Origin of the sequence: Mesorhizobium sp. IMUNJ 23232, assembly GCF_044326205.1 — a bacterium.
Lineage (GTDB): Bacteria > Pseudomonadota > Alphaproteobacteria > Rhizobiales > Rhizobiaceae > Kumtagia.
In genome coordinates this window covers 15,128-39,775 of the sequence record NZ_JBIRCY010000052.1, presented here as the reverse complement: position 1 = coordinate 39,775, position 24,648 = coordinate 15,128, and the positions used below count along the sequence as shown (strand labels likewise).

Annotated in this window: 19 protein-coding genes and 1 tRNA gene; 12 read left to right on the top strand and 8 right to left on the bottom strand. The window is 64.1% G+C overall.

Annotation, left to right across the window (positions count from 1 at the left end):
* Positions 1–358: 358 nt before the first annotated feature.
* Complete coding sequence (locus ACH196_RS28950) at positions 359–2,392, top strand: adenylate/guanylate cyclase domain-containing protein (protein WP_396650313.1); 2,034 nt, start codon at positions 359–361, stop codon at positions 2,390–2,392.
* A 3-nt stretch (positions 2,393–2,395) separates the two neighbouring features.
* On the opposite strand, the gene ACH196_RS28945 is transcribed toward ACH196_RS28950, so the two are convergent.
* From ACH196_RS28945 to ACH196_RS28915, 7 genes are all read right to left on the bottom strand, one after another.
* Positions 2,396–3,397, bottom strand: a complete 1,002-nt coding sequence (locus ACH196_RS28945) for an ABC transporter permease (RefSeq protein WP_396650312.1) — start codon at positions 3,395–3,397, stop codon at positions 2,396–2,398.
* Between the two features lie 424 nt (positions 3,398–3,821).
* Positions 3,822–4,820: an ABC transporter permease gene (locus ACH196_RS28940; RefSeq protein ID WP_396650311.1), complete on the bottom strand. Its 999-nt coding sequence runs from the start codon at positions 4,818–4,820 to the stop codon at positions 3,822–3,824.
* A gap of 163 nt (positions 4,821–4,983) precedes the next feature.
* Complete coding sequence (locus ACH196_RS28935) at positions 4,984–6,486, bottom strand: sugar ABC transporter ATP-binding protein (protein WP_396650310.1); 1,503 nt, start codon at positions 6,484–6,486, stop codon at positions 4,984–4,986.
* 359 nt (positions 6,487–6,845) lie between these two features.
* Positions 6,846–7,829 (bottom strand): ABC transporter substrate-binding protein, encoded by a 984-nt coding sequence (locus ACH196_RS28930; RefSeq protein ID WP_396650309.1) that lies wholly within the window; start codon positions 7,827–7,829, stop codon positions 6,846–6,848.
* A gap of 158 nt (positions 7,830–7,987) precedes the next feature.
* The gene (locus ACH196_RS28925) at positions 7,988–9,124 is read right to left on the bottom strand and encodes a LacI family DNA-binding transcriptional regulator (protein ID WP_396650308.1); all 1,137 of its coding nucleotides are present in this window, start codon (positions 9,122–9,124) and stop codon (positions 7,988–7,990) included.
* Positions 9,125–9,310: 186 nt separating this feature from the next.
* Positions 9,311–10,633 carry an ATP-binding protein gene (locus ACH196_RS28920; RefSeq protein ID WP_396650307.1) on the bottom strand — a complete coding sequence of 441 codons (1,323 nt, stop codon included), beginning with the start codon at positions 10,631–10,633 and terminating at the stop codon, positions 9,311–9,313.
* Complete coding sequence (locus tag ACH196_RS28915; RefSeq protein ID WP_396650306.1) at positions 10,630–11,289, bottom strand: response regulator; 660 nt, start codon at positions 11,287–11,289, stop codon at positions 10,630–10,632. Before ACH196_RS28915 ends, ACH196_RS28920 begins: the two co-directional genes overlap by 4 nt.
* A 126-nt stretch (positions 11,290–11,415) precedes the next feature.
* Here ACH196_RS28915 and ACH196_RS28910 point away from each other — a divergent pair, with 126 nt between their 5' ends.
* The 6 genes from ACH196_RS28910 (at position 11,416) to ACH196_RS28885 (ending at position 16,410) form a co-directional block, all read left to right on the top strand.
* On the top strand, positions 11,416–11,694 hold the full coding sequence (locus ACH196_RS28910) for a PepSY domain-containing protein (RefSeq protein WP_396650305.1): 279 nt from the start codon (positions 11,416–11,418) through the stop codon (positions 11,692–11,694).
* Positions 11,681–11,911: a hypothetical protein gene (locus ACH196_RS28905; RefSeq protein WP_396650304.1), complete on the top strand. Its 231-nt coding sequence runs from the start codon at positions 11,681–11,683 to the stop codon at positions 11,909–11,911. The genes ACH196_RS28910 and ACH196_RS28905 overlap by 14 nt, the downstream gene beginning before the upstream one ends.
* 2 nt (positions 11,912–11,913) lie before the next feature.
* Positions 11,914–12,696, top strand: coding sequence for a glycosyltransferase family 2 protein (locus ACH196_RS28900; protein ID WP_396650303.1), 783 nt, complete (start codon positions 11,914–11,916; stop codon positions 12,694–12,696).
* On the top strand, positions 12,693–12,986 hold the full coding sequence (locus ACH196_RS28895) for a lipid-A-disaccharide synthase N-terminal domain-containing protein (RefSeq protein WP_396650302.1): 294 nt from the start codon (positions 12,693–12,695) through the stop codon (positions 12,984–12,986). The genes ACH196_RS28900 and ACH196_RS28895 overlap by 4 nt, the downstream gene beginning before the upstream one ends.
* Before the next feature lie 191 nt (positions 12,987–13,177).
* Positions 13,178–14,563, top strand: coding sequence for an ArnT family glycosyltransferase (locus ACH196_RS28890; protein ID WP_396650301.1), 1,386 nt, complete (start codon positions 13,178–13,180; stop codon positions 14,561–14,563).
* Between the two features lie 380 nt (positions 14,564–14,943).
* Positions 14,944–16,410: a calcium-binding protein gene (locus ACH196_RS28885; protein ID WP_396650300.1), complete on the top strand. Its 1,467-nt coding sequence runs from the start codon at positions 14,944–14,946 to the stop codon at positions 16,408–16,410.
* 217 nt (positions 16,411–16,627) lie between these two features.
* Here the strand turns inward: ACH196_RS28885 and ACH196_RS28880 are convergent.
* Positions 16,628–16,704, bottom strand: a tRNA-Arg gene (locus ACH196_RS28880).
* A gap of 249 nt (positions 16,705–16,953) precedes the next feature.
* Here ACH196_RS28880 and ACH196_RS28875 point away from each other — a divergent pair.
* The 5 genes from ACH196_RS28875 (at position 16,954) to prmC (ending at position 24,365) form a co-directional block, all read left to right on the top strand.
* Positions 16,954–18,228, top strand: a complete 1,275-nt coding sequence (locus ACH196_RS28875; RefSeq protein WP_396650299.1) for an aspartate kinase — start codon at positions 16,954–16,956, stop codon at positions 18,226–18,228.
* A gap of 78 nt (positions 18,229–18,306) precedes the next feature.
* Positions 18,307–20,577: a phosphoenolpyruvate--protein phosphotransferase gene (ptsP, locus tag ACH196_RS28870; RefSeq protein WP_396650298.1), complete on the top strand. Its 2,271-nt coding sequence runs from the start codon at positions 18,307–18,309 to the stop codon at positions 20,575–20,577.
* A 285-nt stretch (positions 20,578–20,862) separates the two neighbouring features.
* Positions 20,863–22,218 (top strand): amidohydrolase family protein, encoded by a 1,356-nt coding sequence (locus ACH196_RS28865; protein ID WP_396650320.1) that lies wholly within the window; start codon positions 20,863–20,865, stop codon positions 22,216–22,218.
* Positions 22,219–22,399: 181 nt separating this feature from the next.
* Positions 22,400–23,479, top strand: a complete 1,080-nt coding sequence (gene prfA, locus ACH196_RS28860) for a peptide chain release factor 1 (RefSeq protein WP_396650297.1) — start codon at positions 22,400–22,402, stop codon at positions 23,477–23,479.
* Positions 23,472–24,365, top strand: a complete 894-nt coding sequence (gene prmC / locus ACH196_RS28855) for a peptide chain release factor N(5)-glutamine methyltransferase (protein ID WP_396650296.1) — start codon at positions 23,472–23,474, stop codon at positions 24,363–24,365. The genes prfA and prmC overlap by 8 nt, the downstream gene beginning before the upstream one ends.
* Positions 24,366–24,648: the final 283 nt, after the last annotated feature.

Here is a 24,648-nt window from a genome sequence, read left to right as displayed (position 1 = left end):
GTCGGCGCTCTCCTTGGGCCGCTCGGCGGATGCCGATCCGATGCCGGCAAATGGCGTTGTTCCGGAGAGCCGCGAACTTCCATTGTCGGAGGAGTGCCGGATCGAGGCGAAGTCGGCAGTTGACCGGGCAAAAAGGTACTTGGCCGGCGCGAGCGCGGGTGCAGCAGATGAAATGCTTTGGCAACCTGGTGAATTTGCTGCAAGGTCGCCCGGAGGGAAGCGTCTATGCCGATCAGGAATCAAATCCCGCGCGAGAGCCGCGGGTTGTCGTTTGCGAATCGCCCGGCCTACGTTTGCGGCGTTTGCGCCATTTCCCCGGCTGCTCCGTCTTTCAGCGAATTCGACGGAAAGCGCTAGGATGGCGCAGCAGGTCCCGGCGTCATCGACGCCATCCGCTATTCCTGCGGCCGACGCGGCCTCAGCCGAGGCGAATGCGCGCTCTTCGCTTGCGGTTACCTCGCCGAACTACGATGCCCCTCCTGCTCCGACACGCTGGGTCAGGCCGCTGCGCCTGCATCTCAGCATCGTCATCATCCTGCTTCTGATCGGCATATCCGCACCGCTGATGGGGCTGACCTACGAGCAGGGTAGGCGCATGGCGCTGGCGACCGCCGAAGAGCAGATGAACCAGCTCAGCCAGCACACGATCGACCGCTATCGCAGCCTGTTCAACGACGGTTATTCCACGGTCACCGTCGCCTCGGTGCTGAAGCCGCTGCTCTCGCCGCCGTCGGTCGACCTCGACGCCAAGACCGATCTCATGATCAAGACGCTCGAAGGCTCGCCTTATATGGACGGCTTCTATGTCGGCTATCCCGACGGCGCCTTCCTGCATGCCGTGGCGGTCGAGCGCAATCCCGGCTGGGCGCAAGCGGTCGGCGCGCCGGCGGGCACGGTCTTCGCGGTCCGCACCATCGACCGCTCGGACACCGTCCCGGTCTCCACCTGGCGGTTCCTGGACCAGGCCGGTACGGTGGTGGGCGAGCGCTCCACCAGCGAGGTGTCCTACGACCCGCGCAAGCGTCCCTGGTACCGCGCCGCGTCGAACGGCGGCGAACCGGTGGCCGTCGGGCCCTACGTCACGGCGACCACCAGATCGCTGGCGCTGACGCTTGCCGCGCCGATGGCTGGCAACCGCAAGGTGGTGGTCGGCGCCGACCTGCTGCTCGCCACCATCAGCCGCCTGCTCGCCCGCGAGGCGGTGTCCGAAAACGCGCGCGGCTATGTCTTCGACCGCGAGAAGAAACTGATCGTCCATTCCGACGAGGCGATCATGGGGCAGGTCCTCGAAGGCCTGCTCGCGGGCGGCAAGAATGGGCACAATTCCGCCGCCGACCCGGCGCTGGAGCCGATCCGCGAGGAACTGCGCGTCATCGCCGAGGGTCAGGACCGCACCGCGCGCTTCGAGGTCGACGGCGAACCCTATATCGCGCGCATATCGTCGGTCGGTTTTTCCGACCTTTTGCGCGGCAACACCATCGTCATCGCCGCCCCACTGTCGGATTTCATCGGTCCGAGCCAGCGCCTGCTGACGAAGAACCTGATCGTCACCGGCATCGTGCTGATAGCCGGCATCTTCGTGGCGCTGGTGGTGGCGCGGCTGATCAGCCGGGCGCTGCTGGCGTTGTCGGAGGACGCGCACCAGATCGGCAATCTCGATTTCAAGGCGCGGCCGGCCGGCTTCTCGTGGATCGCCGAGATCAACACGCTGTCGCGCGCGCTGGCCTCGGCGCGCGAGGCGATCCGCACCTTCGCGCTCTACGTGCCGCGCGAACTGGTCCGCAACATCGTCGCGTCCGGCCAGGCGAGCGCCGGAAAGGCGGTCCGCCAGGAGGTCTCGGTGCTGTTCACCGACATCCGCGACTTCACCACCATCTCCGAGCAGCACTCGCCCGAGGAGGTGGTCGGCATGCTTTCCACCTATTTCGACCTGATGAACCCGATCGTCGAACGCAACAACGGCGTGATCGTGCAGTATCTCGGCGATTCCATCTACGCCATGTGGAACGCGCCGGTGGCCGACCCCTCGCATGTCGACGACGCCTGCCGTTCAGCGTTGGAACTGAAGGCCGCGATCGACGCCTTCAACGCGGCCAACCGCCAGGCCGGCCGTCCGGAACTGGTGACGCGCTTCGGCGTGCACACCGGCGAGGCGGTGGTCGGCAGCGTGGGGGCGCAGGCGCGCCGGCAGTATACGGGGATGGGTGACACGGTGAACGTCGCCTCGCGCCTCGAAGGCATGAACAAGGAGTACGGCACGACGATCCTGGTCAGCGGCGCGGTGCGCGAACGCTGCACCGAACCGTTTGACTTCCGCAGCCTCGGCGTCGCCAAGGCCAAGGGCCGCAACGAGGGGATCGAGATTTTCGAGCTGACTGGTCCCTCGGCTTGACTCTCAAGCGCCGCTTCTGGCCCCCGCAATCTTCGCCTGCAAGATCACCACGCCGAGCAGGAAAAGCCCGCGGGTCACCGACTGCCAGTAGGCGGAAAGCGAGATCCATCCCAGCCCGTTCTCGAAATTCAGAATATTGAACACCAGCCCGAGCAGCAGCGCCCCGGCCAGAGTCGCCCCGACCGAGCCGACACCGCCGGTGAGCAGCGTGCCGCCGACCACGACGGAGGCAATCGCGATCAGTTCCCAGCCCTGGCCCTCGATCGGCTGGCCGGCGCCGAACTGCGAGGCGAGGATGACGCCCGCCAGCCCAGCCAGCACGCCCGAGGTGATGTAGACGCCCATCAGCGTCCGCTCGACTTTTAGTCCCATCAGCGTCGCCGTCGCCTCGCCGTCGCCGATGGCCAGCACGCGCCGTCCGACCGGATGCCGCTCCAGCGCGATCCAGCCGGCGACATACACGATTAAGGCGATCCAGGCCGGGATCGGAAAACCCAGGAAATCGCCCTGGCCGATCTCGGTGAAACCGGTGTCGTAGGACACCGAGACCGACTGGTTGTCGGCGAGCAGCAGGCCGGTGCCGTAGGCGGCCAGCATCGCCGCCAGTGTGGCGATGAAGGGCTGGATCTTCAGCCTGGTTATCACCATGCCGTTGACGACGCCCACCGCCAGCCCGGTCGCCAGCCCGCCCGCCAGGCCGGCCGCCCAATGATAGGGCGACAGCAGCGCTGCGACCACGCTCGCCAGCGCGGCGGTCGCGCCGACCGACAGGTCGATCCCTCCGGTCATGATCACCAGCGCCATGCCCAGCGCGATCAGCGCGAACATCGAGTTGTAGCGCAGGAAGGAGAGCGCGTTGAAGGCCGACAGGAACCCGTCGTAACGCAGCCCGCCGAACAGGATCAGCGCGATCAGCGCCACCACCACGCCCAGTCGCGCCAAGTCGATGTTGGAGCGCGGGGCCAGCGGGCCGAGGAAGGAGAGGCGGGAGGCGAGGGCGTTCATGAGGGGCTCCGGCTTGAAGGGCGACTCGTCGCACCCAACTCTGTCCTGCCGGACATCTCCTCATCGAGGACAGGGGAATCGCATATGAGTTTGGTTGACACCGATCCTCCCCGCCTCGCCTGCGGCGAGACGCTGAGGCAGCACCCCCTCACCGGCCCTTCGGGCCACCTCTCCCCCTGCCCGGGGGAGAGGATACGCAGCGTAGGCGATTGGCGCCCAACCTTGCGGCCGGCTATCCTCTCCCCCGGGCAGGGGGAGAGGTGGCCCGAAGGGCCGGTGAGGGGGTGCTGCCGGACCGGGCCGGCGAAGCCGGTTCGGAGCGGATGACTTCCATATGCGATTGCCCTGCCCTCTGAGGGGTAGATGTCCGGCAGGACAGAGGGAGGTGCGAAGGAACGCTGCATCTCCGTGTACCGCTGCATCATCACCCCCTCGCCGCCCTGAGCTGAATAAACACCGCCGCAATAATCAGCCCGGCCTTGACGATGCGCGCCGCGGCATCCGGCACGCCGTTGGCGAGCAGCGTGTATTGCACGAGCTGGATGACGAAGGCACCGAGCAGCGTGCCCAACACATTGGCGCGGCCGCCGGTGAGCAGCGTGCCGCCGACCGCCACGGCCGCGATGGCGTCCAGTTCCATGCCTAGCCCGACCAGATTGGCGTCGCTCGCGGAGTTACGGGCGACGACGATGAGGCCTGCAATGCCGGCCAGCGCGCCGCTGATCACATAGACCAGCCGCTTTACCCGCACTGCCGGGATGCCGGCCAGCCTTGCGGCCTTTTCATTGCCGCCGACGGCGATGATCTGGCGCCCGAAGCCGGTGCGCCGCACGACGAAGGCGGCCGCCGCCACCACAACCACCATGATGATCACCTGCGCCGGAATGCCGAAGACGCGGCCGAGCGCGATGAACTGGAACGCGTCGTTCTTGAACACCTGCAGATTGCCGTTGGTCATCACCTGCGCGATGCCGCGCCCGGCGATGAACAGCACAAGCGTGGCGACGATCGGCTGGATCGACCATCGGGTGATCAGGAAGCCGTTGAACCAGCCGAGCGCGCCGGCGGCGATTACAGGCACGATGAAGGCGAGCGTCATCGCCAGCACCGGGTTTTCGATCGGATAGATCGTGCCGAGAAAGATCATCGGCGCCAGCGCCCCGGAAATCGCCATCAGCGAGCCGACGGACAGGTCGATGCCGCCTGTCGCGATCACCAGTGTCATGCCGGTGGCGACGATGACGATGGTCGCCACCTGGGTCAGGTTCACATTGAGCGTCTGCCACGACCAGAAGTTTGGTGTGATGGCGACGTTGAAGATTATCAGCGCCAGGAAGGCGGCAAGCGTGCCATAGCGGCTGATCCAGGCGAGCGCGCTGCCTTTCGGGCGGGCTTGCGGCGAGGTGGTTTCGACGGTGGTCATGATGGCTCGCCCTTCCCTTCTCCCCGTTTACGGGGAGAAGGTGTCACGAAGTGACGGATGAGGGGCAGCGCCAACCGTCGCTGCTTATGCCGCCCGTCCTTCGGACCCCCTTGCCGGGACCTTCTCCCCGCAAACGGGGAGAAGGAAGACTGCCGCACCATCATCACGCCGCTTCCCCGTCCTGATGCGCCATCGCCGCCATCAGCCGCTCCTCGCTAAGCTCGCCCGCATGGATACGCGCCACGGACCGGCCGTCGCTGAGCACCGTCACATGGTCCGCTGCCGCGATCAGTTCCTCCAGTTCAGAAGAAATCATCAGCACGCTCAGCCCCTCATCGGCCAATCCGCGCAGCAGCTTCAGAATTTCCGCCTTGGCGCCGACATCGATGCCGCGTGTCGGCTCGTCAACGATCAGCAGGCGCGGGTTGCGGCAGAGCCAGCGCGCCAAGAGTACCTTCTGCTGATTGCCGCCGGAAAGCTCGCGGATCGGCTGTTCCGGCGAGGCGCATTTGACGCCGAGCGCCTTGATGTAGCGGTCGACGATCTCCTGCTGCCGCTTGCGGTCGACGATGCCGGATTTTTGGAGCAGCGGCAGGATGGCCAGCGTCAGGTTTTCGCGCACGCTCATTTCCGGCACGATGCCCTCGACCTTGCGGTCTTCCGAGACGAAGCCCATGCCGTCGGCGATGGCGTCCGATGGCGCCACATAGCTTGTCTGCCTCCCGCCCACCGAAACCGTGCCGCCGTCGCGGCGGTCGGCGGCGTAGATCAGCCGCGCCGTCTCCGTGCGACCGGAGCCGAGCAGCCCGGCAAGCCCGGCGATCTCGCCTTTGCCGATGTTCAGCGACACGTCGCGCACCCGCACGCCCGCCGACAGGTTTTTCGCGTCGACCAGCGTCGCGCCGTCCGTCTCCTCGCGGTTGCGCGCCGAGGCGGTGAAGGCGGTCAGCTCCTTGCCCAGCATGGTGCGCACGAGATCGAGCTTCTTGATGTCCTTCATGGCGCTCACCGCCACCGTGCGGCCATCGCGCATGATGGTGACGCGGTCGCAGATGGCGTAAAGTTCGTCGAGGCGGTGGCTGATGAAGATGGTCGCCACGCCGTCCTTTTTGAGCGTGCGGATGGTGTCGAACAGCACCGCCACCTCGCGTTCGTCGAGCGAGGAAGTCGGCTCGTCCATGATGACCAGGCGGGCATTCTGGGTGACGCCCCGGGCAATCGCCACCATCTGCCGCGTGGCCGCGCCGAAATCCTCCAGCGGACGATCCACGTCGATGTCGAGGTTGAAACGCTTCAGCACCGCGCGCGCGTCGGCCCGCATTTTCCGGCGGTCGACCAGGCCAAGTGCAGTGCGCGGTTCGCGCGCCAAAAAGATGTTTTCGGCGATCGTTCGGTGCGCGGCGAGATTGATCTCCTGGTAGATCGTGGCGATGCCGGCCGCCTGGCTGTCGGCGGTGGACGAGAAATTCACATCCTTGCCCTGGAAGGTGACGCTGCCTGCATCGCGCGAATAGGCGCCGGTCAGGATTTTTATCATGGTCGACTTGCCGGCGCCGTTCTGGCCGACCAGCGCCATCACCTCGCCCTCGGCCATCTCCAGCGACGCCGCGGTCAGCACCCGCACGCCAGAAAAGCTCTTGTCGATCGCCTTCATCGATAAAAGCATTTTAGGCACCTCCCGGAATGAGTTTGCCTGCGTGAGAGGCGGGGCGCAATGCGGGTTGGGACGAGTGAGAGGCCGATGAAGAGGTCAGTCGTTCGCGCTCTACGTTGCCCCCCTCTGTCCTGCCGGACATCTCCCCCGCAAGGGGGGAGATTGGCCGGCCGCTTCGGTTTCGCCAATCGCGGACGTTGCAGGACGAACGGCAAAGGCGAAGCTGCCAATCTCCCCCCTTGCGGGGGAGATGTCCGGCAGGACAGAGGGGGGCAACGTAGAGCGTGACGCTCGACTGCCCTCTGTCGCCCCCACAAAACGTAACGGAGCCGGCCGGCAAGACTGCACCGACCGGCTCCGCCCGGGAGAGCTCAGTATGCGTTCGCCAGTTCGGCGGCCGCGTTGGACGGGTCGTAGAACTTGTCGTCATTCTTTACCCAGGCCTCGATCGTCTCGCCCTTGGCGTATTTCGCCATGGTGTCGAAAGCCTTCGGCCCGAAGCGCGGGTTGCACTCGACCACCGCGTTGATCTTGCCGTCGACCACCGCCTGCACGGCTTCCTTGCCGCCGTCGATCGAAAGCACGATCACGTCCGTGCCTGGCTTCTTGCCAGCGGCTTCAAGTGCTGCGATGGCGCCCATCGCCATCTCGTCATTGTGGGCATAGATGATGTCGGCGTCGGGATGCGCCTGCAGCAGCGATTCCGCCACCTGCCGGCCCTTGTCGCGGGCGAAGTCGCCCGACTGGGAGGCGAGGATGGTGAAGCCGCCGGCCGCGGTGATCGCCTCGTCGAAACCCTTCTTGCGGTCGTTGGCGGGCGACGAGCCGGTGGTGCCTTCCAGCTCGATGATCTTCGACTTGCCGTTGGCGTTCTTGGCCAGCCATTCGGCGATGCGCTTGCCTTCGTCGATGAAGTCGGAGCCGATGAAGGTGACGTAGTCCTCGCCCGCCTTGGCCAGCGACTGGTCGACATTGCGGTCGAGCAGGATGACCGGGATGCCGGCCTTCTTGGCGGCCATGACGGCCGGGATCAGCGGCTTCTCCTCGCGCGGGGCGAGGAAGATCAGGTCGACGCCCTGGGCGATCATCGAGTTGACGTCGGCGACCTGTTTGGCGGCGGAGCCGGCGGCGTCGGTATAGACAAGCTGGTAGCCGAGTTCGGCCGCCTTGTCCTGCATCGACTTGGTCTGGGCGATGCGCCACGGATTGTTGCTCTCGGTCTGGGCGAAGCCGACCTTGTACTTGTCCTTGGCGGCAAGCGGCGGCAGGTCGGCCAGCGCGAAACGGGACATGGCGGCGACGGCGCTGAGAGCGCCGGCGGTAATCAACAGGCTACGGCGGGTAATCACTCGCATGGGTTCTCCTCCATTTTCCCAATGGCCCGGCGCCTCTTCGTCGGGCGGAGGCCGGATTGCTCCGCCTCATATTTTGATCATATCTTTCGATTTTATGAGCAGTCAATCGGAATCGCTGAGCGCCCGCATTGTTGTGGCGTTCTAGTCTTCAACGCGGATCAAGCCGGCTGGAGGTCGCCGCCTCCGCCCGACCGTGCCAGCTGGTGGCCCCTCGCCGAAAATGGTCTTGGCGCCGGTTTCGCGGTCGTTGCCCTCAGCACCAGCGGGCCGTCGATCTTGATCGTCATCGGTTTCAGCGTCTTGCCATGGACGGTGATGTCGAGCAGCGCCTCGGCGGCGCGCTGTCCCATCTCGTAGTTCGGCAGCACCAGTGTAGTCAGTGGCGGATGGGTGTAGCGGGCAAGTTCCTGGTCGTCGTAGCCCATAATGGTGAGGTCGTCGGGAACCTTGAATCCCATCTCCTGAGCGGCCTCCAGCGCGCCCACCGCCATCAGGTCGTTGCCGCACAGGATCGCGGTGGGCGGATTGTCGGTGGAAAGCAGGTCGAGCGCGTGCTGGTAGCCCGTCAGCGGCAGCCAGTCGCCGCTGCGCACCAGCCGCTCGTCGAAGCCGATATCGGCCGTCGCCAATGCCTGGCGGTAGCCTTTCAGCCGGTCGAGCGAGGCGTCCATCCACGGCTCGCCATTGATGAAACCGATGCGGCGGTGCCCCAATTCTGTCAGATGCGCGGTTGCCGTAAAACCGCCGGCGACCTCGCCGGGCTGGATGGAGATGTGTTTTCTCGGCTCCGCATAACAGTTGAGCAGCACCGTCGGGATGTCTTCCAGCGATTTCGGCAGTTTGACGCGGCGGGTAAAGATCGACGAATAGATGACGCCGACGACCGACTTGTCGCGCTTGACCGCCTCGATCGTCGCTTCCTCCAGTTCAGGATTGGAGCGGGTCACATAGGTGGCGACGAGGAAATCCTGCTCGAAGGCGAAGTCCCGCGCGCCGTCCAGGCTGACCACCGGATGCGGGCTGGTCGAGATCTCGTCGACGAGATAGGCGATGGTCCGCCGCTCCGTTCCGGCCGCCGCCTCATGCCTGGTGCCGGGCAGCTTGTATCCGACCTGCCGCGCCGCATCGAACACCCGCTGCTGGGTTTCCGGCGATATGCGCGCGCCCGACATCTGGTTCAGCACCAGCGACACACTCGACTGCGAAACCCCGGCGATGCGGGCGACATCGGTCATCGTCGGCCGACCGCGGCGCCTCTCGCTCCCGTCGTCTTCGTTGGCGTCGGTTCTTGTCATGCCTCCTCCAACTCGCCGTCACGGTGCTAGCCATCAACACGGCTTTGCGCGCGACGCCGTGAAGTCAGAATAATCATGAAATTCGCGCTTCGCCAGTCATATTTTCCCAACAGATTAGGCATAAAATTATCGGTCTTGACCGCTCATCGCGCGCAGCATCGCCGGCGCCGCCAGGTTCGGTTCGGGTCACGCCGGCAGGTGCAGTTCTGCTTCAAATCCGTCCTTGCGGCCACGGGCCGGCGAGGCGAGCGTCAATGTGGCGCCCATCTGGCGCGCCAGCCGGTCGACGATGGCCAGGCCCAGTCCCGATCCCGAGGCGGCCGAGGCGTTGCGCTTGAAGCGGCTGGTCAACTGAGGAAGCAACGGTTCCGGCACGACCGGCCCCTCGTTGGCGATGGTCAGCGTTCCCTTAGAGGAGATCGTCACATGCACCGGCCGGTCGGGAGCGCCGTGCAGGAAGGCGTTCTCGACAAGGTTCCTGAGGATGATGCCGAGCGCGTCGGCATCCGCCCGTCGGACCAAGGGCGCGTCCTCGGGGATGCCGTCCAGATGAAGCTGCAGTTTGCCTGCATAATCCGACATGCGGTTGAAGTCCTCGGCCACGAGCTGAACGACCCCCACGACATCGATGGGGGCCGCCGACGCGCCGAAGCCGGAGTCGGCCCGGGCCAGTTGCAGGAGTTTTTCCGTCAGGTGGCCCAGCGCTGACAGCGACGCCTCTATGGTGCGTGCCCGCGTCTGCTCCGGACCGGGAGACAGTTCGGCGATCAGCCGCTGCGTCTGGGCGAGCGCCCCGGCGATCGGCGTGCGGAGTTCATGCGCGCTGTTGGAGGCGAATTCCCGTTCGGCTTCCAGCGCGGTCCGCAACCGCTCCAGAAGCCTGTTCACCGAGATGTTGATCGGCTGCAACTCGACCGGCAGGTCATTCACCGCCAGCGGTTCGAGATTGCCGCCGTCGCGCGCGCCGATCTCCTGCCGCAACGCCCCCAGCGGCTTCAGCGAGCGCCTGACGAAATACCAGATGCTGATCATGCTGAGCGGCGCGAGCAAAAGGATCGGCAGCAACAGCGACAGCAGGCCCTCGGCCATCGCTTCGCGCCGCTCGTCGAGATTGTCGGCGACCTGCAGGAAGATCGTGCCGCTTACCGCCTCCGCGGTATAGATCCGGTGCTTCGCGGTGTCGAAAAAACCGCGCCGCAAGGGCGCGTCGAACGGCTCGGGCCGGGCGCCGTGAGAATGGAGCAGCACCGCGCCATTCGCGTCGCGGACCTGGTAGGTCAAATATTCGTCGTCGTCATCCCCGCCGGCGATACGCCTTGGCTCATCCACATTGTCGCGCTGGAAGAGATCGTCGACGACGAGCGGCATCAGGCGCTCCGCGGTTTTCTGCAGGGCGCTGTCGAACACTTCGTCGAATTCCTCGCGCATGACGAATGCGCCGAGACCGGCCGCCAGGATCCAGAACAGGATGGTCGAACCGGTAAGCCACAGCATCAGCGTTCGGGTCATGACGCTGCCAGCCTGTAGCCGATACCGCGGACCGTCGCGATCGTGTCGGCGCCGAGTTTCTTGCGCAGCCGGCTGACATAGACCTCGATGGCATTGCTCTCGATTTCCGCGCCGAAGGCGTAGAGCGCATCCTCGATCCGAGCCTTGGAGACGATCGATCCGGGCCGGCCGAGCAAGCTGTCGAGCACCGCCCATTCGCGCGCCGTGAGTTCGACCGGTTCGCCGTCGCGGCTGATCCTGCGTTCGGCCGGCACGACGCTGAGGGGGCCAAGCGTCATCTGCGGCTCGCTGCGCTGGCCGTAGCGGCGCGCGACAGCGTGGATGCGCGCCGACAGTTCGCCGAGGTCGAACGGTTTGACCAGATAATCGTCGGCGCCTGAATTGAGGCCCTCGATCCGGTCGGATATCTGGTCGCGGGCGGTAAGCACGATCACCGGCGTGGCGTCGGAGCGGCTGCGCATGTCGCGCAGATAGGAGATGCCGCTGCCGTCGGGCAGTTGCAGATCAAGCAGCACAAGTCCGTAGGCCGCAACATCGGCGAAGCCGCGCGCATCGGCCAGCGTCATCGCCCAGTCGACGGCATGCGCGTCGGCGGATGCATGGTCGCGCACGGCGCTGCCGATCGTCCTGTCGTCCTCGATGAGCAATATGCGCATACACGGCCTTCCTGCGGTTCCCCGCCGTGCCTTTTACACGACGAAACATGCCGATGCAGCGCTTTCAGCTTGCTGTCAGGTTCGTCCGTCATGAGAGCGTCATGTTCAACGCCGGCAGAAAGCCTGATGCGGACGCTTCTCGTTACCGCCCTGATGCTCCAGTCCGCCTGCGTCGGACGCGCATTGGCCGACGCTACATGCGACGTGCCGGTCGCGGAGTGGCAGCCGCGCGAGACGTTGAGATCGAAACTCGAAGCCGACGGCTGGCAGGTCCGTTCGATCAAGGCACAGGACGGCTGCTACGCGGCGGACGCGACGGACAAGAATGGCGTCGAGGTGCATGCGGTCTTCGACCCGAAGACGTTCCAGCGCCTCGATGCGGCGAAACAGAATGGCGCGGGATGAAGGTCAGGTCGAAAGGGGCGCGGGAGGCGTCGCACGGCGGGCAAATGAAGGCATCTTCATGAAGCACCGTATCAATTTAGTGCATGCCGCGCTGCTGCTCGGCCCGGTCCTGCTTGCCATCGTCTTTCTGTCCTTCGGCTTGAATCGAATGAGAAGTGATGTCTGTGCACAGCCGTTCGGGCAGGACATGCCTGTGCGGGCAAACGGGTGCCGCTGACGATGCTGAGCCGTGTCGAAGGGGCGGCTGCGCTGGACGAAGGGATCACGGTGGTGGTCCCGGTTCTCAACGAGGCCGAAAACCTCCATGCGCTGATCGGCGAGATCGTGCTGGCCGCCAATCGCAGCCCGATCCGCGAAATCGTCTATGTGGACGACGGCAGCACGGACGAGACGCTGGCTCGCTTGGCTGCCTTGATGCGCGACGTTCCGATGCTTCGCGTCGTCCATCATGACCGCCCGCTCGGCCAGTCGGCCGCCTTCCTGTCCGGAGCGCGCGCCGCAAGCCAGGATCTGCTGGTCTTCATGGACGGCGATTTGCAGAACGATCCGGCCGACGTGGCTCTGCTTTTCGAGCGCTACAAGGAGAATGACGCCGACAATGGCAGGATCGCCGTGCTCGGACAGCGGGCGGTGCGCAAGGACAATTCGCTGCGCCGGATTTCTTCAAGACTGGCCAACCGCTTGCGGGCCGCCGTGCTCAAGGATGGGACGCGCGACACCGGATGCAGCCTGAAACTGATCCGCCGCGAGGACTTTCTGGCGCTGCCCTATTTCAATCACATGCACCGGTTCCTGCCCGCCATGCTGATGCGGGACGGCGTCGAGCTTCGGCATGTTGAGGTCGCACACCGTGCCCGCATAAACGGACGGTCGAAATACGGCTTCTGGAACCGGGCACTGGTCGGCGCCGTCGATCTCGCCGGGGCCGCCTGGCTGCAGCGCCGTCGATTGCCGGCTGACTATGCCCCGAAAGAAATCCTCGCTCCGGTGAACCATCAATGACATCGTCGACGATCTGGCTTGGTATCGGGCTTGTCGGCCAGGCCCTCTTCTTCATGCGTTTTCTGGTTCAGTGGATCGCCTCGGAACGAAGCCGACGCAGCGTGGTGCCGCGCGCCTTCTGGTATTTCAGCATCCTGGGCGGCCTGACGCTGCTTGCCTACGCGATCAGGCAGCGTGACATCGTCTTCATCGTCGGCCAGGCCACAGGCATCCTCATCTACACCCGCAACATCTATCTCAGCCGGCCGCAGGCGACGCTGCCCGAACCGGCCTTGAGCGAGATGAGATGATCGGTCATTCTGCGGGGCTGGTTTGGCCTCCTTTCGGAACTTTCGGGCGTCGTCTTGTCCGAGCTACCAGCCCGACCCGGGACGAAGCCGTCGACCTTGGCCCGAACCTTCGCCAGCAGAGTGGCCGCCGATCATCCCGTCCTGCTCGAATGTGGATTTCGAAACCGGTCGATTCCGCGCTGCCTTACGTCTTGCTCGCGCTGTTCTTTGCGGTGTCGTTCTCGGTACGCCCGCTGTTGCCGCTCGATGAGACACGCTATCTGACGGTCGCGTGGGAAATGTACCTGCGGGACAGTTTTTTCGTTCCGACCCTGAACTTCGAGCCCTATTTCCAGAAACCGCCGCTGCTGTTCTGGCTCATCGACCTCTCCTGGGGTCTGTTCGGTGCAAGCCGGGCGGCGGCGCTCGCCGTCGTCTTCGTGATCTCGTCGTCGGTCATCTACCTGACCCAGCGCCTCGCCCTGGCGCTTTTCCCGGATGTCGAGGGAATGGCGGAGAGGATGCCGTGGCTGATGCTGGGAAGCGTCATCTTCGTCATCTATTCCAGCCTGATCTTGTTCGACCTGCTGCTGACGGCCTGCGTGCTCGCCACGTTCCTGGCGCTTATCGCCTTTTCCAGAGGCCGAGGTTGGCGGTATGCCATGCTCGCCGGGCTTTTCCTTGGGCTGGGCGTGCTGACCAAGGGGCCGGTGGTGCTCATCCACATCGCCTGCCCGATCGTTCTTTACCCGCTGTGGCGCGATTGGCGGTCGAGCCTGCCCGTCCGCAAGTTCTTTTCGGGCATATCGCTGGTCATTCTCGCCGGTTGCATTCCGGTGGCCGCATGGCTTGGGCCGGCGTTGCACCAGACCGGACTTGATTTCGCCTACAACCTGATCTGGCGGCAGGCCGAGGGCCGGATCTCCGGGTCGCTGGAGAGCGCCCATGCCCGTCCCTTCTATTTCTACCTTCTGCTGCTGCCGGTGGCGCTGCTGCCGTGGGCGTTGTCCTTCGACCTGTGGCGGTCGCGCCCGTGGCGGCGGCTAGGTCGCGATGGTGACATCGGGTCGCAAGACAGGCGTGTGCTCATTTTCCTGTTTTCGTGGCTGGTGCTTGTCGTCGTCATCTTCAGCCTGATATCGGGGAAGCAGCCGCACTATCTGGTGCCGCTGCTGCCGGTCGTGACCTTGCTGTTCGGGTACTTCATGGCGAGCATTCGCCACGCCGCGATCGCGTACAGCGCGGCCTTTATGCTGGCCCTGTTCGGGGCGGGCCAGTTGGTGGCGGCGGCAACGATTTTTCACCGCTATGACCTTTTAGGCCTTGCGGATTTTGTTGCCGAGAGAAAGACGGCAGATTGGGCTTATGCCGGCCGATACCAGGGGCAGGTTACGTTTCTGGCGGGTTTCGAAAAGCCGTTCGAGATCGTCGGGGAAAACGCCGCCGACGAATGGCTGCGGGCACATCCGGCCGGCTATCTCATCACCGACGTCTCCCATTATCCGGACAACAGCCAGAGCGTCGCCTACAGCCATCTCGGCGAGCGCGGCTATTTGGTCGTGTTGCGCGGCGCACAGACGCCACCTGCAGAACAATGACGCATCGGATACTTGCGCATCCGACATCTGGGCATGGGCCGAAACGATACCTGCCGAATCAGCAACAACGGCGGATCGACCGCCGAGGCATCCTCGCAAGACACCACAGACAAGCTGATGCGCCCGGCTACCCATACGCCAAGGCTGGCATGTCTGGAGCCACTCGCCTTGCTTTTTGAAGGTTAAGCCGGGATGTGGATGTAATTCCTCAGGTTATCGATAAAAATTCCCGGGCCGAAAAGCAGGAAGGGTGGATTTACCTTACTCTGTATAGCTTTTTTTAAAGACTTCAATTGTCCCTTCTGCCATTCTGGAAATTGTCGCCGGCCACAGGCAGGGGGTCTGATTTGCGGGCCGGCGACTTAACAGGGGAGGGGGTAATGCCCAACGTAACTCAACGCGTATCGGCGCAGAGCGAAAGTCTTTCGGGAACGCCATTCGATCAACTGACCCAGTCCGTCATCGAAGTCGACGACGCGGGCGGCGATTTCTCGTTCCAGTCGAGCAGCGGCTTCATCTTTGGGACGAACACCCAGACGTCGCCGGGCGTCTTCTCGCTTGGCACGCATTCGATCGTGGTGACGGGGACCAATCTCGGTTACGACCCGTTCATCGGCTTCTATCCGTTTTCCGGCGTCGTCACGTCGGTCACGGTCTTGCGTTCCGGCGCGACATTCAACGGCACCTATCCGCCCACCGGCAACGCCGTGTTCGATGTAACCGGCCTCAATCTCAATCTTGGCGATTCGCAGGTTCGTAACGCCTTCCTCGACGTTTTCAACTCGAACGATACGCAGGCGCTGGAGGATCTGCTGGCGACCCTCCCCTATAATTACGTGGGCAGCAGCGACGCCGACATATTCGAAGCCGGCAATGCAATCGACGACGTCAGGGGCGGCCTGGGCAATGATCGCCTGTCGGCTTTCGGCGGCAACGACAAGCTCTATGGGCAGGACGGCAACGATACGCTGATCGGCGGCTCCGGCGCCGACTATCTGAGCGGCGGAACCGGCGTCGACACGGCGTCCTATGCGGGCGCCTCCGCCAAGGTAAAGGTGAATCTGGCCGATGCCGGCCAGAACACCGGCGACGCGGCGGGGGATGTCTTCAATTCGATCGAGAACGTGACAGGCACCGGCTCGACCGACAGCCTGATCGGCGACACCGGGACGAACGTCCTCAACGGCGCCTCCGGCAACGACTCGCTTTATGGTCAGGACGGCTCCGACACCTTGATCGGCGGCAAGGGCGCGGACAAGCTCAGCGGCGGGACGGGAAGCGACACTGCGTCCTATGCGGGTGCGACTGCGGGCGTGACCGCCAGCCTCGCCAACCCGGCGATCAACACTGGCGACGCCGCCGGCGATACATATTCGTCGGTCGAGAACCTGACCGGCTCCAGCCTTGCGGATATCTTGAACGGCAACAACAGTGCCAACAAGATCGACGGCGGCGCCGGCAACGACACGATCAAGGGCTATTCCGGTAATGACACGCTGACCGGGGGGGCGGGCGCCGACCGCTTCGTATTCAGTTCGGCATTCGACGCGGCCAACAATGTCGACCGGATCGTCGATATGAACGAGAACGGCAACGATACAATCTGGCTCGACAACGCCATCTTTACTCAGCTCACCGGGGCCGAGATGACGACGCTCAGTGCCGCGCAATTCACCTCCAACACGACAGGCCTTGCGACGGCCGCCGGACAACGCATCATATTCGAAACCGACACCGGCGAACTCTATTATGACAGCAACGGCAACGCCGGCGGTGGCACCTATGTGCTCTTCGCCCGGGTGGACGCCAATATTTCGCTGACGAACGCCGACTTCTTGATCGTTTAAGGGTTGTCGGTCAATATGATGTCCTTGGCACGGACTGGTCGGGGCACATCTCGTGCCCCAGCTCGCGGGCCGGCGCGACTGCAATGATCGTGGCCGGCCGCGTTCGAAGTCGACTGCGGCCCGCTCGCCTGGAACACGCGGTGAACGCCATGCGGCAAGAGCTGCCGAACATGCCGCACTGTTCCACATTTGTTCCAAGCCAAGTGCTTGATTTTGCTGGTGATCCCGACAGGAATCGAACCTGTGACCTACAGATTAGGAATCTGCCGCTCTATCCTACTGAGCTACGGGACCAACCGAGACGACACATAGACGGTTCCGGCGGATTCGCCAACTGATTCCGGAAGGTCCCGCTTGACTTGGCCGAGCAACAGGCGGCCAGCGAAAAATCGGTCGCGGTGCGGCGGCAGGTGAGCCTTGCGCATAATATGCGTTTTGGATAAGCAGGCCGCGCATCGGCGCAGGGTCCATACCCGGCGCCTCAATCGCATCATTCCAAGGCTTCCGCGAGCCCAGGACAGTCGAACGGGGCATCCGCTTTCTATGGCGCGTATCGTGATGAAGTTCGGCGGAACCTCCGTCGCCGACCTCGCCCGCATCCACAACGTGGCGCGGCACGTCAAACGCGAGGTCGATGCCGGCCATGAGGTCGCCGTCGTGGTCTCGGCCATGTCGGGCAAGACCAATGAGCTCGTCGGCTGGGTGCAGGGCATGCCAAAGGCGACCGGTGGCAATGCGCCGTTCTTTGATGCCCGGGAATACGACGCCGTTGTCGCGTCCGGCGAGCAGGTCACTTCGGGACTGCTGGCGATCGCGCTGCAGTCCATGGGCATCCATGCGCGCTCCTGGCAGGGCTGGCAGATCCCGATCCGCACCGACGGCGCGCATGGCGCGGCGCGCATCACCGAGATCGACGGCTCGTTCCTGATCAAGCGTTTTGGCGAAGGCCAGGTCGCAGTGATCGCCGGTTTCCAGGGGATAGCGCCCGACAACCGCCTCTCGACGCTCGGGCGCGGCGGCTCCGACACATCGGCGGTGGCGATCGCCGCCGCGGTCAATGCCGACCGCTGCGACATCTATACCGACGTCGACGGCGTCTACACCACCGACCCGCGCATCGAGCCCAAGGCGCGCCGGCTCGACCGCATCTCCTTCGAGGAAATGCTGGAAATGGCCTCGCTCGGCTCCAAGGTGCTGCAGGTGCGCTCGGTCGAGCTTGCCATGGTCTATAAGGTGCGTACCTTCGTGCGGTCGTCCTTCGACGATCCCGACGCGCCGGGCATGGGCGACCTTCTCAACCCGCCCGGAACGCTTATTTGCGACGAGGATGAAATCGTGGAACAGCAGGTCGTCACCGGAATTGCCTATGCCAAGGACGAGGCCCAGATCTCGCTGCGCCGCGTCGCCGACCGCCCGGGTGTTGCCGCCGGCATCTTCGGGCCGCTGGCCGAGGCCAACATCAATGTCGACATGATCGTCCAGAACATTTCGGAGGACGGCAAGTTCACCGACATGACCTTCACCGTGCCCTCCGGCGACGTGGGCAAGGCGCTGGCGGTGCTGGAAAAGGGCAAGAATTCGGTCGGCTACGACGTCATCCAGCACGACGAGGGCATGTCGAAGGTCTCGGTGATCGGCATCGGCATGCGCAGCCACGCGGGCGTCGCCGCCACCGCCTTCAAGGCGCTGTCGGAAAAGGGCATCAACATCCGCGCCATCACCACATCGGAGATCAAGATTTCGATCCTGATCGACGGCGCCTACACCGAACTTGCGGTTCGCACTTTGCATTCCGTCTACGGCCTCGATAAGCATTAGCGTAGAAGAAATCCGGCGGAGGATTCGCGGCCTGCCGGGCGGCAGAGCCGCCAATGCCTGTTTGGAGACGGAACCGACATGCGTGACTCGGTCGTGGGACCACGCGTATTGCTGAGACGGCTCAGGGAGCTCATGGCCGAGCCTCTCGGGCCGCAGGAACGTCTCGACCACATTGTCCGCGACATCGCCCGCAACATGGTCGCCGAGGTCTGCTCGCTCTATGTGCTGCGCGCCGATTCCGTGCTTGAACTCTACGCGACCGAAGGCCTGAACCCCGGCTCCGTGCACCTGGCGCAATTGCGCCTCGGGCAAGGTCTCGTCGGCACCATCGCCGCCAGCGCCCGGCCGCTCAACCTTTCCAACGCCCAGGAGCATCCAGCCTTCGCCTACCTGCCGGAAACCGGCGAAGAGATTTACCATTCCTTCCTCGGCGTTCCCGTGCTGCGCGCCGGCCGCACACTGGGCGTGCTGGTCGTCCAGAACCGCACCATGCGCACCTATCGCGAGGACGAGGTCGAGGCCCTCGAAACCACGGCGATGGTCATCGCCGAGATGATTGCCGCCGGCGATCTGGCGCGGCTGTCGCGGCCCGGCATCGAGCTCGATCTCAGCCGGCCGGTCTCCTTCACCGGGCTCGCCTTCAACGATGGTGTCGGCCTCGGCCATGTCGTGCTGCACGAGCCGCGCATCGTCGTCACGAACCTGTTCAATGAGGATTCCGAAGCCGAGACCCGGCGCCTCGAGGCCGCGCTGGGCTCGCTGCGCCTGTCGATCGACGACATGCTGTCGCGTCGCGAGGTCGCCTTCGAGGGCGAGCATCGCGACGTGCTCGAAGCCTACCGCATGTTCGCCAATGATCGCGGCTGGGTGAGACGGCTGGAAGAGGCGATCGGCAACGGCCTGACGGCCGAGGCGGCGGTCGAGAAGGTACAGTCCGACATGCGCGCGCGCATGGTGCATATGACCGACCCCTATATGCGCGAGCGCATGAGCGACTTCGACGACCTCGCCAACCGGCTGCTGCGCCAGTTGATGGGCCGTTCGCCGGACGATATCGCAGCGGCGCTGCCGAAGGATTCGATCATCGTCGCGCGCTCCATGGGTGCGGCTGAACTGCTCGATTACCCAAGGGAGAAGCTGCGTGGGCTTATCCTGGAGGACGGCGCTATCACCAGCCATGTGGTGATCGTGGCGCGTGCCATGGGCATCCCCGTTGTCGGCCAGCTCAAGGGCGCCGTCTCCATGTCGGAGAACGGCGACGCCATCATCGTCGATGGTGAGGACGGAGCGGTGCATCTGCGCCCGCAGTCCGACGTGGAGTCGGCCTATGCGGAAAAGGTGCGGTTCCGGGCTCGCAAGCAGGAACTCTATCGCGAACTGCGCAAAAAACCTTCCGTCTCCAGGGACGGTGTGAGCGTCGATCTGATGATGAACGCCGGGCTGGCTGTCGACCTGCCGCAGCTTGCGGACGCTGGCGCTGGCGGCATCGGACTGTTCCGCACCGAATTGCAGTTCATGGTGGCCTCCACCTTCCCGCGCGCCGAGGCCCAGGAACGGCTCTATCGGGATGTGCTCGACGCGGCGCGGGGCAAGCCTGTGACCTTCCGAACCATCGACATCGGCGGCGACAAGGTGCTTCCCTACTTCAAAGGCACGGCGCAGGAGGAGAATCCGGCGCTCGGCTGGCGCGCCATACGCCTGACACTCGACCGTCCCGGGCTGCTGCGCACGCAAGTGAGGGCGCTGCTGCGTGCCGCCGGCGGGCGCGAACTTCGCGTCATGCTGCCGATGGTCACCGAACTCGGCGAGGTGGCGCAGGCGCGCGAGATCATCGACCGCGAGGTCAGGCACCTCTCCCGCTTCGGCCACCACCTGCCGACCAGTCTGAAGATCGGCGCGATGCTGGAAGTGCCGTCGCTGCTCTTCCAACTGGACGAGCTGATGCAGACGGTCGATTTCGTCTCGGTCGGCTCCAACGACCTGTTCCAGTTCGTGATGGCGACTGACCGGGGCAACAGCCAGCTTGCCGACCGCTTCGACGCTCTGTCCGTGCCGTTCCTGCGCATTCTCAGGCAGATCGCGGAAGCCGGCAAACGCAACGAGACGCCGGTCACGTTGTGCGGCGAACTTGCCGGCAAGCCGATCTCGGCAATGGCGCTGATCGGCCTCGGCTACCGGTCGATCTCGATGTCTCCCGCAGCGATCGGCCCGGTAAAGGCCATGCTCACCGAACTGCCGGTGGAGGCGCTGACCGCCTTCATGAACGAAAACCTCGCCGGCATGAGCGCCAGGCTACCGATGCGCGCGCTGCTGCAGACGTTTGCGGACGACCGGGGGATACCGCTTTAGTTTTTGGCGTAGTCCAATCCTTGAAATATTCAACCCGAACCGCCGCTTGGAATCTTCAGCCGGGTCTTCTTTGAGCCGGTAGCAAGAAGGTTCGTCACCCACATCAAGGCTGCCCGGAAAGTCGATCGCCGATAGACCGATGACGTTGCCGCGTTGAGCTGGCGCCCAAGTGCTCCAATAGGTTGAAGGTGCCTTGACGCCCATGACGCGAATACTAGTCTGACGGATCGCAGGGGGATGTGCAAAATCAGCTTTGCGGAGCAGGTCGTGACCCAAGCAGCCACTATGTTTTCGCTCGTCCGAACCGCCGTCAAGCGGCTATTCCCCGCCAGACAATGGCTTGCGGCAACTCTCGCGCTCGGATTTTGCTCGACGGCGAGCGCCGGTGACGTGCTGTTTGAGAATGTCCGCATCTTCGATGGAAAGGGAGCCGCTCTCTCAGACCCATCGAACGTGCTGGTCCAGGGAAATGTGATCGCTCAAATCTCGACAAGCCCCATCGAGACCGAAGGAGCCGAGCGCATCGCCGGCAACGGGCGAACATTGATGCCGGGCCTGATCGACGCGCATTGGCACGCGATGCTGATCGCGTCCACCCCTTTGGAGACGATGAACGACATCGGCTTTGCCACTCTCGCGGCCGGCGACGAGGCGGAAGATACGCTGATGCGCGGCTTCACCACCGTTCGCGATGTGGGCGGACCGGCGTTCGGCCTCAAGCGCGCGATAGATCAGGGCGTCATCGAGGGACCGCGCATCTATCCCGCGGGTGCCATGATCACCGTGACCAGCGGGCATGGGGATTTCCGCCAGATGAGCGACTTGCCACGGCGGGTCGGCGGCTTGTTCACCCCCATGGAGATCAATGGCGGCAGCATCGTCGTGGATAGCCCGGACGAGGTGCGTTTGCGCGCCCGCGAGCAGTTCATGCAGGGGGCCGTGCTCTTGAAGCTGACCGCGGGCGGCGGCGTGTCGTCGCCCCACAGCCCGCTCGACGTAACCACCTTCACCCTGCCCGAATTGCGGGCGGCCGTCGAAATTGCCGAGCATTGGGGCACCTACGTCGCGGCGCACGCCTTCACGCCGGAAGCGGTCGAAATGTCCATCGAGGCCGGCGTGAAGTGCATCGAGCACGGCTTCCTCATGAGCGAGGAGGACGCCAAGCTGATCGCCGAAAAGGGCATCTGGCTGAGCTTGCAGCCGCTTCATGATTTGATGAGGACAAGCCTGCGGGAGGGTTCGGTCGAGCGGGCCAAGGCGGACGAGGTATGGCCCGGCATCGACCGAACGTACAAGCTGGCGAAGAAGTACAAGATCAAGACGGCGTGGGGCACGGATATCCTGTTTTCCCGTGCATTGGCGACGCAACAAGGGGCAATCCTGGCCTCGCTGGTCCGCTGGTACACGCCTGCCGAAGCGCTCGCCATGGCGACCGGCACCAATGCAGAATTGCTGGCGCTGTCCGGCAAGCGCAATCCTTATCCGGGGAAGCTCGGTGTGGTCGAGCAAGGCGCGCTGGCGGACCTCCTTCTCGTCGAAGGCAATCCGCTGGAAAACATCGACCTGATTGCCGATCCTGCCAAAAACTTCAAGATCATCATGAAGGACGGCGTCGTCTACAAGAACACGCTGGCCGAATGAGGCTCTAAACCCGTTTGTCGAGCAGGCGACAGGCGGCGATCGACACATCCCGCTTCTGTCCTCGATGCTGCCTTCGCCAGGCTGTCTTTCGGCAAGATTGAGCTTTTTCGCGATCTCCGATATTGGCAGCCCTCCTGGCCGGCCTCCTGCGTGCCGGCAAGGAGGCAACAAGGCGCCCAGTATGATTTCCCTTCCCCGTGACCGCATGGACCAGGTCGTCAAGCGTTTCGAGATGCTCGAGGCGCAGATGTCGGCCGGGCCAGAGCCGGACGCCTATGTGAAGATGGCGTCCGAATATTCCGATCTCCAGGAGATCGTCGGCAAGGTGCGGGCGCTGCGCGCCGCCGAGGCCGAGGAGGCCGATCTGCAAACCCTGCTGGCCGACAGGACGACCGACGCGGAGATGCGCGAACTGGCGGAAGCCGATCTGCCGGACGTCGAGGAGCGCATCGAGGCGTTGCAGCACGACATCCAGATCCTGCTGCTGCCCAAGGATGCCGCCGACGAGCGCAACGCCATTCTCGAAATCCGCGCCGGCACCGGTGGCGACGAGGCGGCTTTGTTCGCCGGTGATCTGTTTCGCATGTACGAGCGCTACGCAGCTTCGAAGGGCTGGAAAGTCGAGGTCGATTCGATCAGCGAGGGCGAGGTCGGCGGCTTCAAGGAAATCATTGCCACCGTCTCAGGGCGCGGTGTCTTCGCGCATTTCAAGTTCGAATCGGGCGTGCATCGCGTGCAGCGCGTGCCGGAGACCGAGGGCAGCGGGCGCATCCATACATCCGCGGCGACCGTCGCCGTGCTGCCGGAAGCCGAAGAGGTCGATATCGAAATCCGCCCCGAGGACGTGCGCATCGACACGATGCGCGCATCGGGAGCCGGCGGCCAGCACGTCAACACCACCGATTCGGCGGTGCGCATCACCCATCTGCCCACCGGCATCATGGTGGTGCAGGCGGAGAAGTCGCAGCACCAGAACCGTGCGAAGGCGATGCAGATTCTTCGCGCCCGCCTTTACGACATGGAACGCACCAGGGCGGCGGAAGAGCGCTCGGAATCGCGAAAGCTGCAGGTCGGCTCGGGCGACCGGTCCGAACGCATCCGTACCTACAATTTCCCGCAAGGCCGCGTGACCGACCACCGCATCAACCTGACGCTCTACAAGCTCGACCGGGTGATGATGGGAGAACTCGACGAGATCGTGTCGGCGCTGATCTCGGACCATCAGTCGAAGCTGCTTGCCGAGATCGGCACCGATGCCTGATGGCGGTGACACGACGCTGGAGGATTTGCTCCGCGTCGGCCGCGAAATGTTGGCACGGGCCGGGATCGACGATCCGGCGCTCGATTCGCGGCTGCTCGTCGAGCATTTCACCGGCACCACCCGCGCCCACGCGATCACCGCGCCGAAGCGGCCGGTCCAAGGCGAGGTCGCCTCTCACATCATAGCCGCGTTCGAACGCCGGCAGGCGGGCGAGCCGGTGCATCGCATCATCGGTTTTCGCGCCTTCTACGGGCTCGACCTGCTGGTCTCCCCGGCGACGCTGGAACCCAGGCCGGATACGGAGACATTGGTCGATGCGATGCTACCGATCGTGCGGGAGACCGTGCGCCGGCGCGGTTCATGCCGCATTCTCGATCTTGGCACGGGCACAGGGGCCATCGTGCTGGCGCTGCTGTCCGAAGTGAGCGATGCCGTCGCCACGGGCGTCGATATTTCGCGCGAGGCGCTCGATACGGCAAGCCGCAATGCCGGGCGAATCGGTGTCGGCGAACGTTTGACGCCGCTTCATTCCGACTGGTTCGAAAATGTTTCCGGCCGATGGGATGTAATCGTCTCAAACCCTCCCTATATACCGACGGAAAGCATCGCCGGCCTGGCGCGTGAGGTTCGTGATCATGAGCCGATAGCAGCGCTGGATGGTGGCGAGGATGGGCTTGATGCCTATCGCCGGATCGCCGGCCAAGCCTTGGATTTCCTGGAAGAGGACGGTCGAATCGGCCTGGAGATAGGGTTCGACCAGAAACAGCAGGTGACTGCGGTGTTTCTCGATAAAGGCTACGATCTCGAAGGATCGGCAAAGGATCTCGGCGGCAATGACCGCGTCTTGATATTTGCCACGAAATCTTCACGCGGTGCTGTTATTTGACGAAAAATGCCCCGGAATAGCGCTTGGCAAGCCGGAAGAATGCGGATAGGGTCCGCGCACCGGATGAGACGAAGCAGGCAGTGCTCTGAACAATTCGGTTCCCTGAGAAGTCAGCTGCCTGATCGCGCAAACGATGCTGAAGCTTCGTACGGGGATCGTCCGGGTCGTGTCATGAGACCGAAACAGGATGGCATGTGACGCCAACGCAACCGATGCGGGCGAACACCGTCGGAGGATTACGAACCGGATGGCCGGCAGGGCGCACCGTTCGTGAATGATTTTT

What these genes read in the sequence shown, in the direction of transcription:
- ACH196_RS28915 (WP_396650306.1), bottom strand. Translation starts at nt 11,289, where the DNA reads ATGCGCATATTGCTCATCGAGGACGACAGGACGATCGGCAGCGCCGTG.
- ACH196_RS28895 (WP_396650302.1), top strand. Translation starts at nt 12,693, where the DNA reads ATGACATCGTCGACGATCTGGCTTGGTATCGGGCTTGTCGGCCAGGCC.
- ACH196_RS28935 (WP_396650310.1), bottom strand. Translation starts at nt 6,486, where the DNA reads ATGCTTTTATCGATGAAGGCGATCGACAAGAGCTTTTCTGGCGTGCGG.
- ACH196_RS28875 (WP_396650299.1), top strand. Translation starts at nt 16,954, where the DNA reads ATGGCGCGTATCGTGATGAAGTTCGGCGGAACCTCCGTCGCCGACCTC.
- prmC (WP_396650296.1), top strand. Translation starts at nt 23,472, where the DNA reads ATGCCTGATGGCGGTGACACGACGCTGGAGGATTTGCTCCGCGTCGGC.
- ACH196_RS28900 (WP_396650303.1), top strand. Translation starts at nt 11,914, where the DNA reads ATGCTGAGCCGTGTCGAAGGGGCGGCTGCGCTGGACGAAGGGATCACG.
- ACH196_RS28950 (WP_396650313.1), top strand. Translation starts at nt 359, where the DNA reads ATGGCGCAGCAGGTCCCGGCGTCATCGACGCCATCCGCTATTCCTGCG.
- ACH196_RS28945 (WP_396650312.1), bottom strand. Translation starts at nt 3,397, where the DNA reads ATGAACGCCCTCGCCTCCCGCCTCTCCTTCCTCGGCCCGCTGGCCCCG.
- ptsP (WP_396650298.1), top strand. Translation starts at nt 18,307, where the DNA reads ATGCGTGACTCGGTCGTGGGACCACGCGTATTGCTGAGACGGCTCAGG.
- ACH196_RS28940 (WP_396650311.1), bottom strand. Translation starts at nt 4,820, where the DNA reads ATGACCACCGTCGAAACCACCTCGCCGCAAGCCCGCCCGAAAGGCAGC.
- ACH196_RS28905 (WP_396650304.1), top strand. Translation starts at nt 11,681, where the DNA reads ATGGCGCGGGATGAAGGTCAGGTCGAAAGGGGCGCGGGAGGCGTCGCA.
- ACH196_RS28910 (WP_396650305.1), top strand. Translation starts at nt 11,416, where the DNA reads ATGCGGACGCTTCTCGTTACCGCCCTGATGCTCCAGTCCGCCTGCGTC.
- ACH196_RS28865 (WP_396650320.1), top strand. Translation starts at nt 20,863, where the DNA reads ATGTTTTCGCTCGTCCGAACCGCCGTCAAGCGGCTATTCCCCGCCAGA.
- ACH196_RS28920 (WP_396650307.1), bottom strand. Translation starts at nt 10,633, where the DNA reads ATGACCCGAACGCTGATGCTGTGGCTTACCGGTTCGACCATCCTGTTC.
- ACH196_RS28885 (WP_396650300.1), top strand. Translation starts at nt 14,944, where the DNA reads ATGCCCAACGTAACTCAACGCGTATCGGCGCAGAGCGAAAGTCTTTCG.
- ACH196_RS28930 (WP_396650309.1), bottom strand. Translation starts at nt 7,829, where the DNA reads ATGCGAGTGATTACCCGCCGTAGCCTGTTGATTACCGCCGGCGCTCTC.
- prfA (WP_396650297.1), top strand. Translation starts at nt 22,400, where the DNA reads ATGATTTCCCTTCCCCGTGACCGCATGGACCAGGTCGTCAAGCGTTTC.
- ACH196_RS28925 (WP_396650308.1), bottom strand. Translation starts at nt 9,124, where the DNA reads ATGACAAGAACCGACGCCAACGAAGACGACGGGAGCGAGAGGCGCCGC.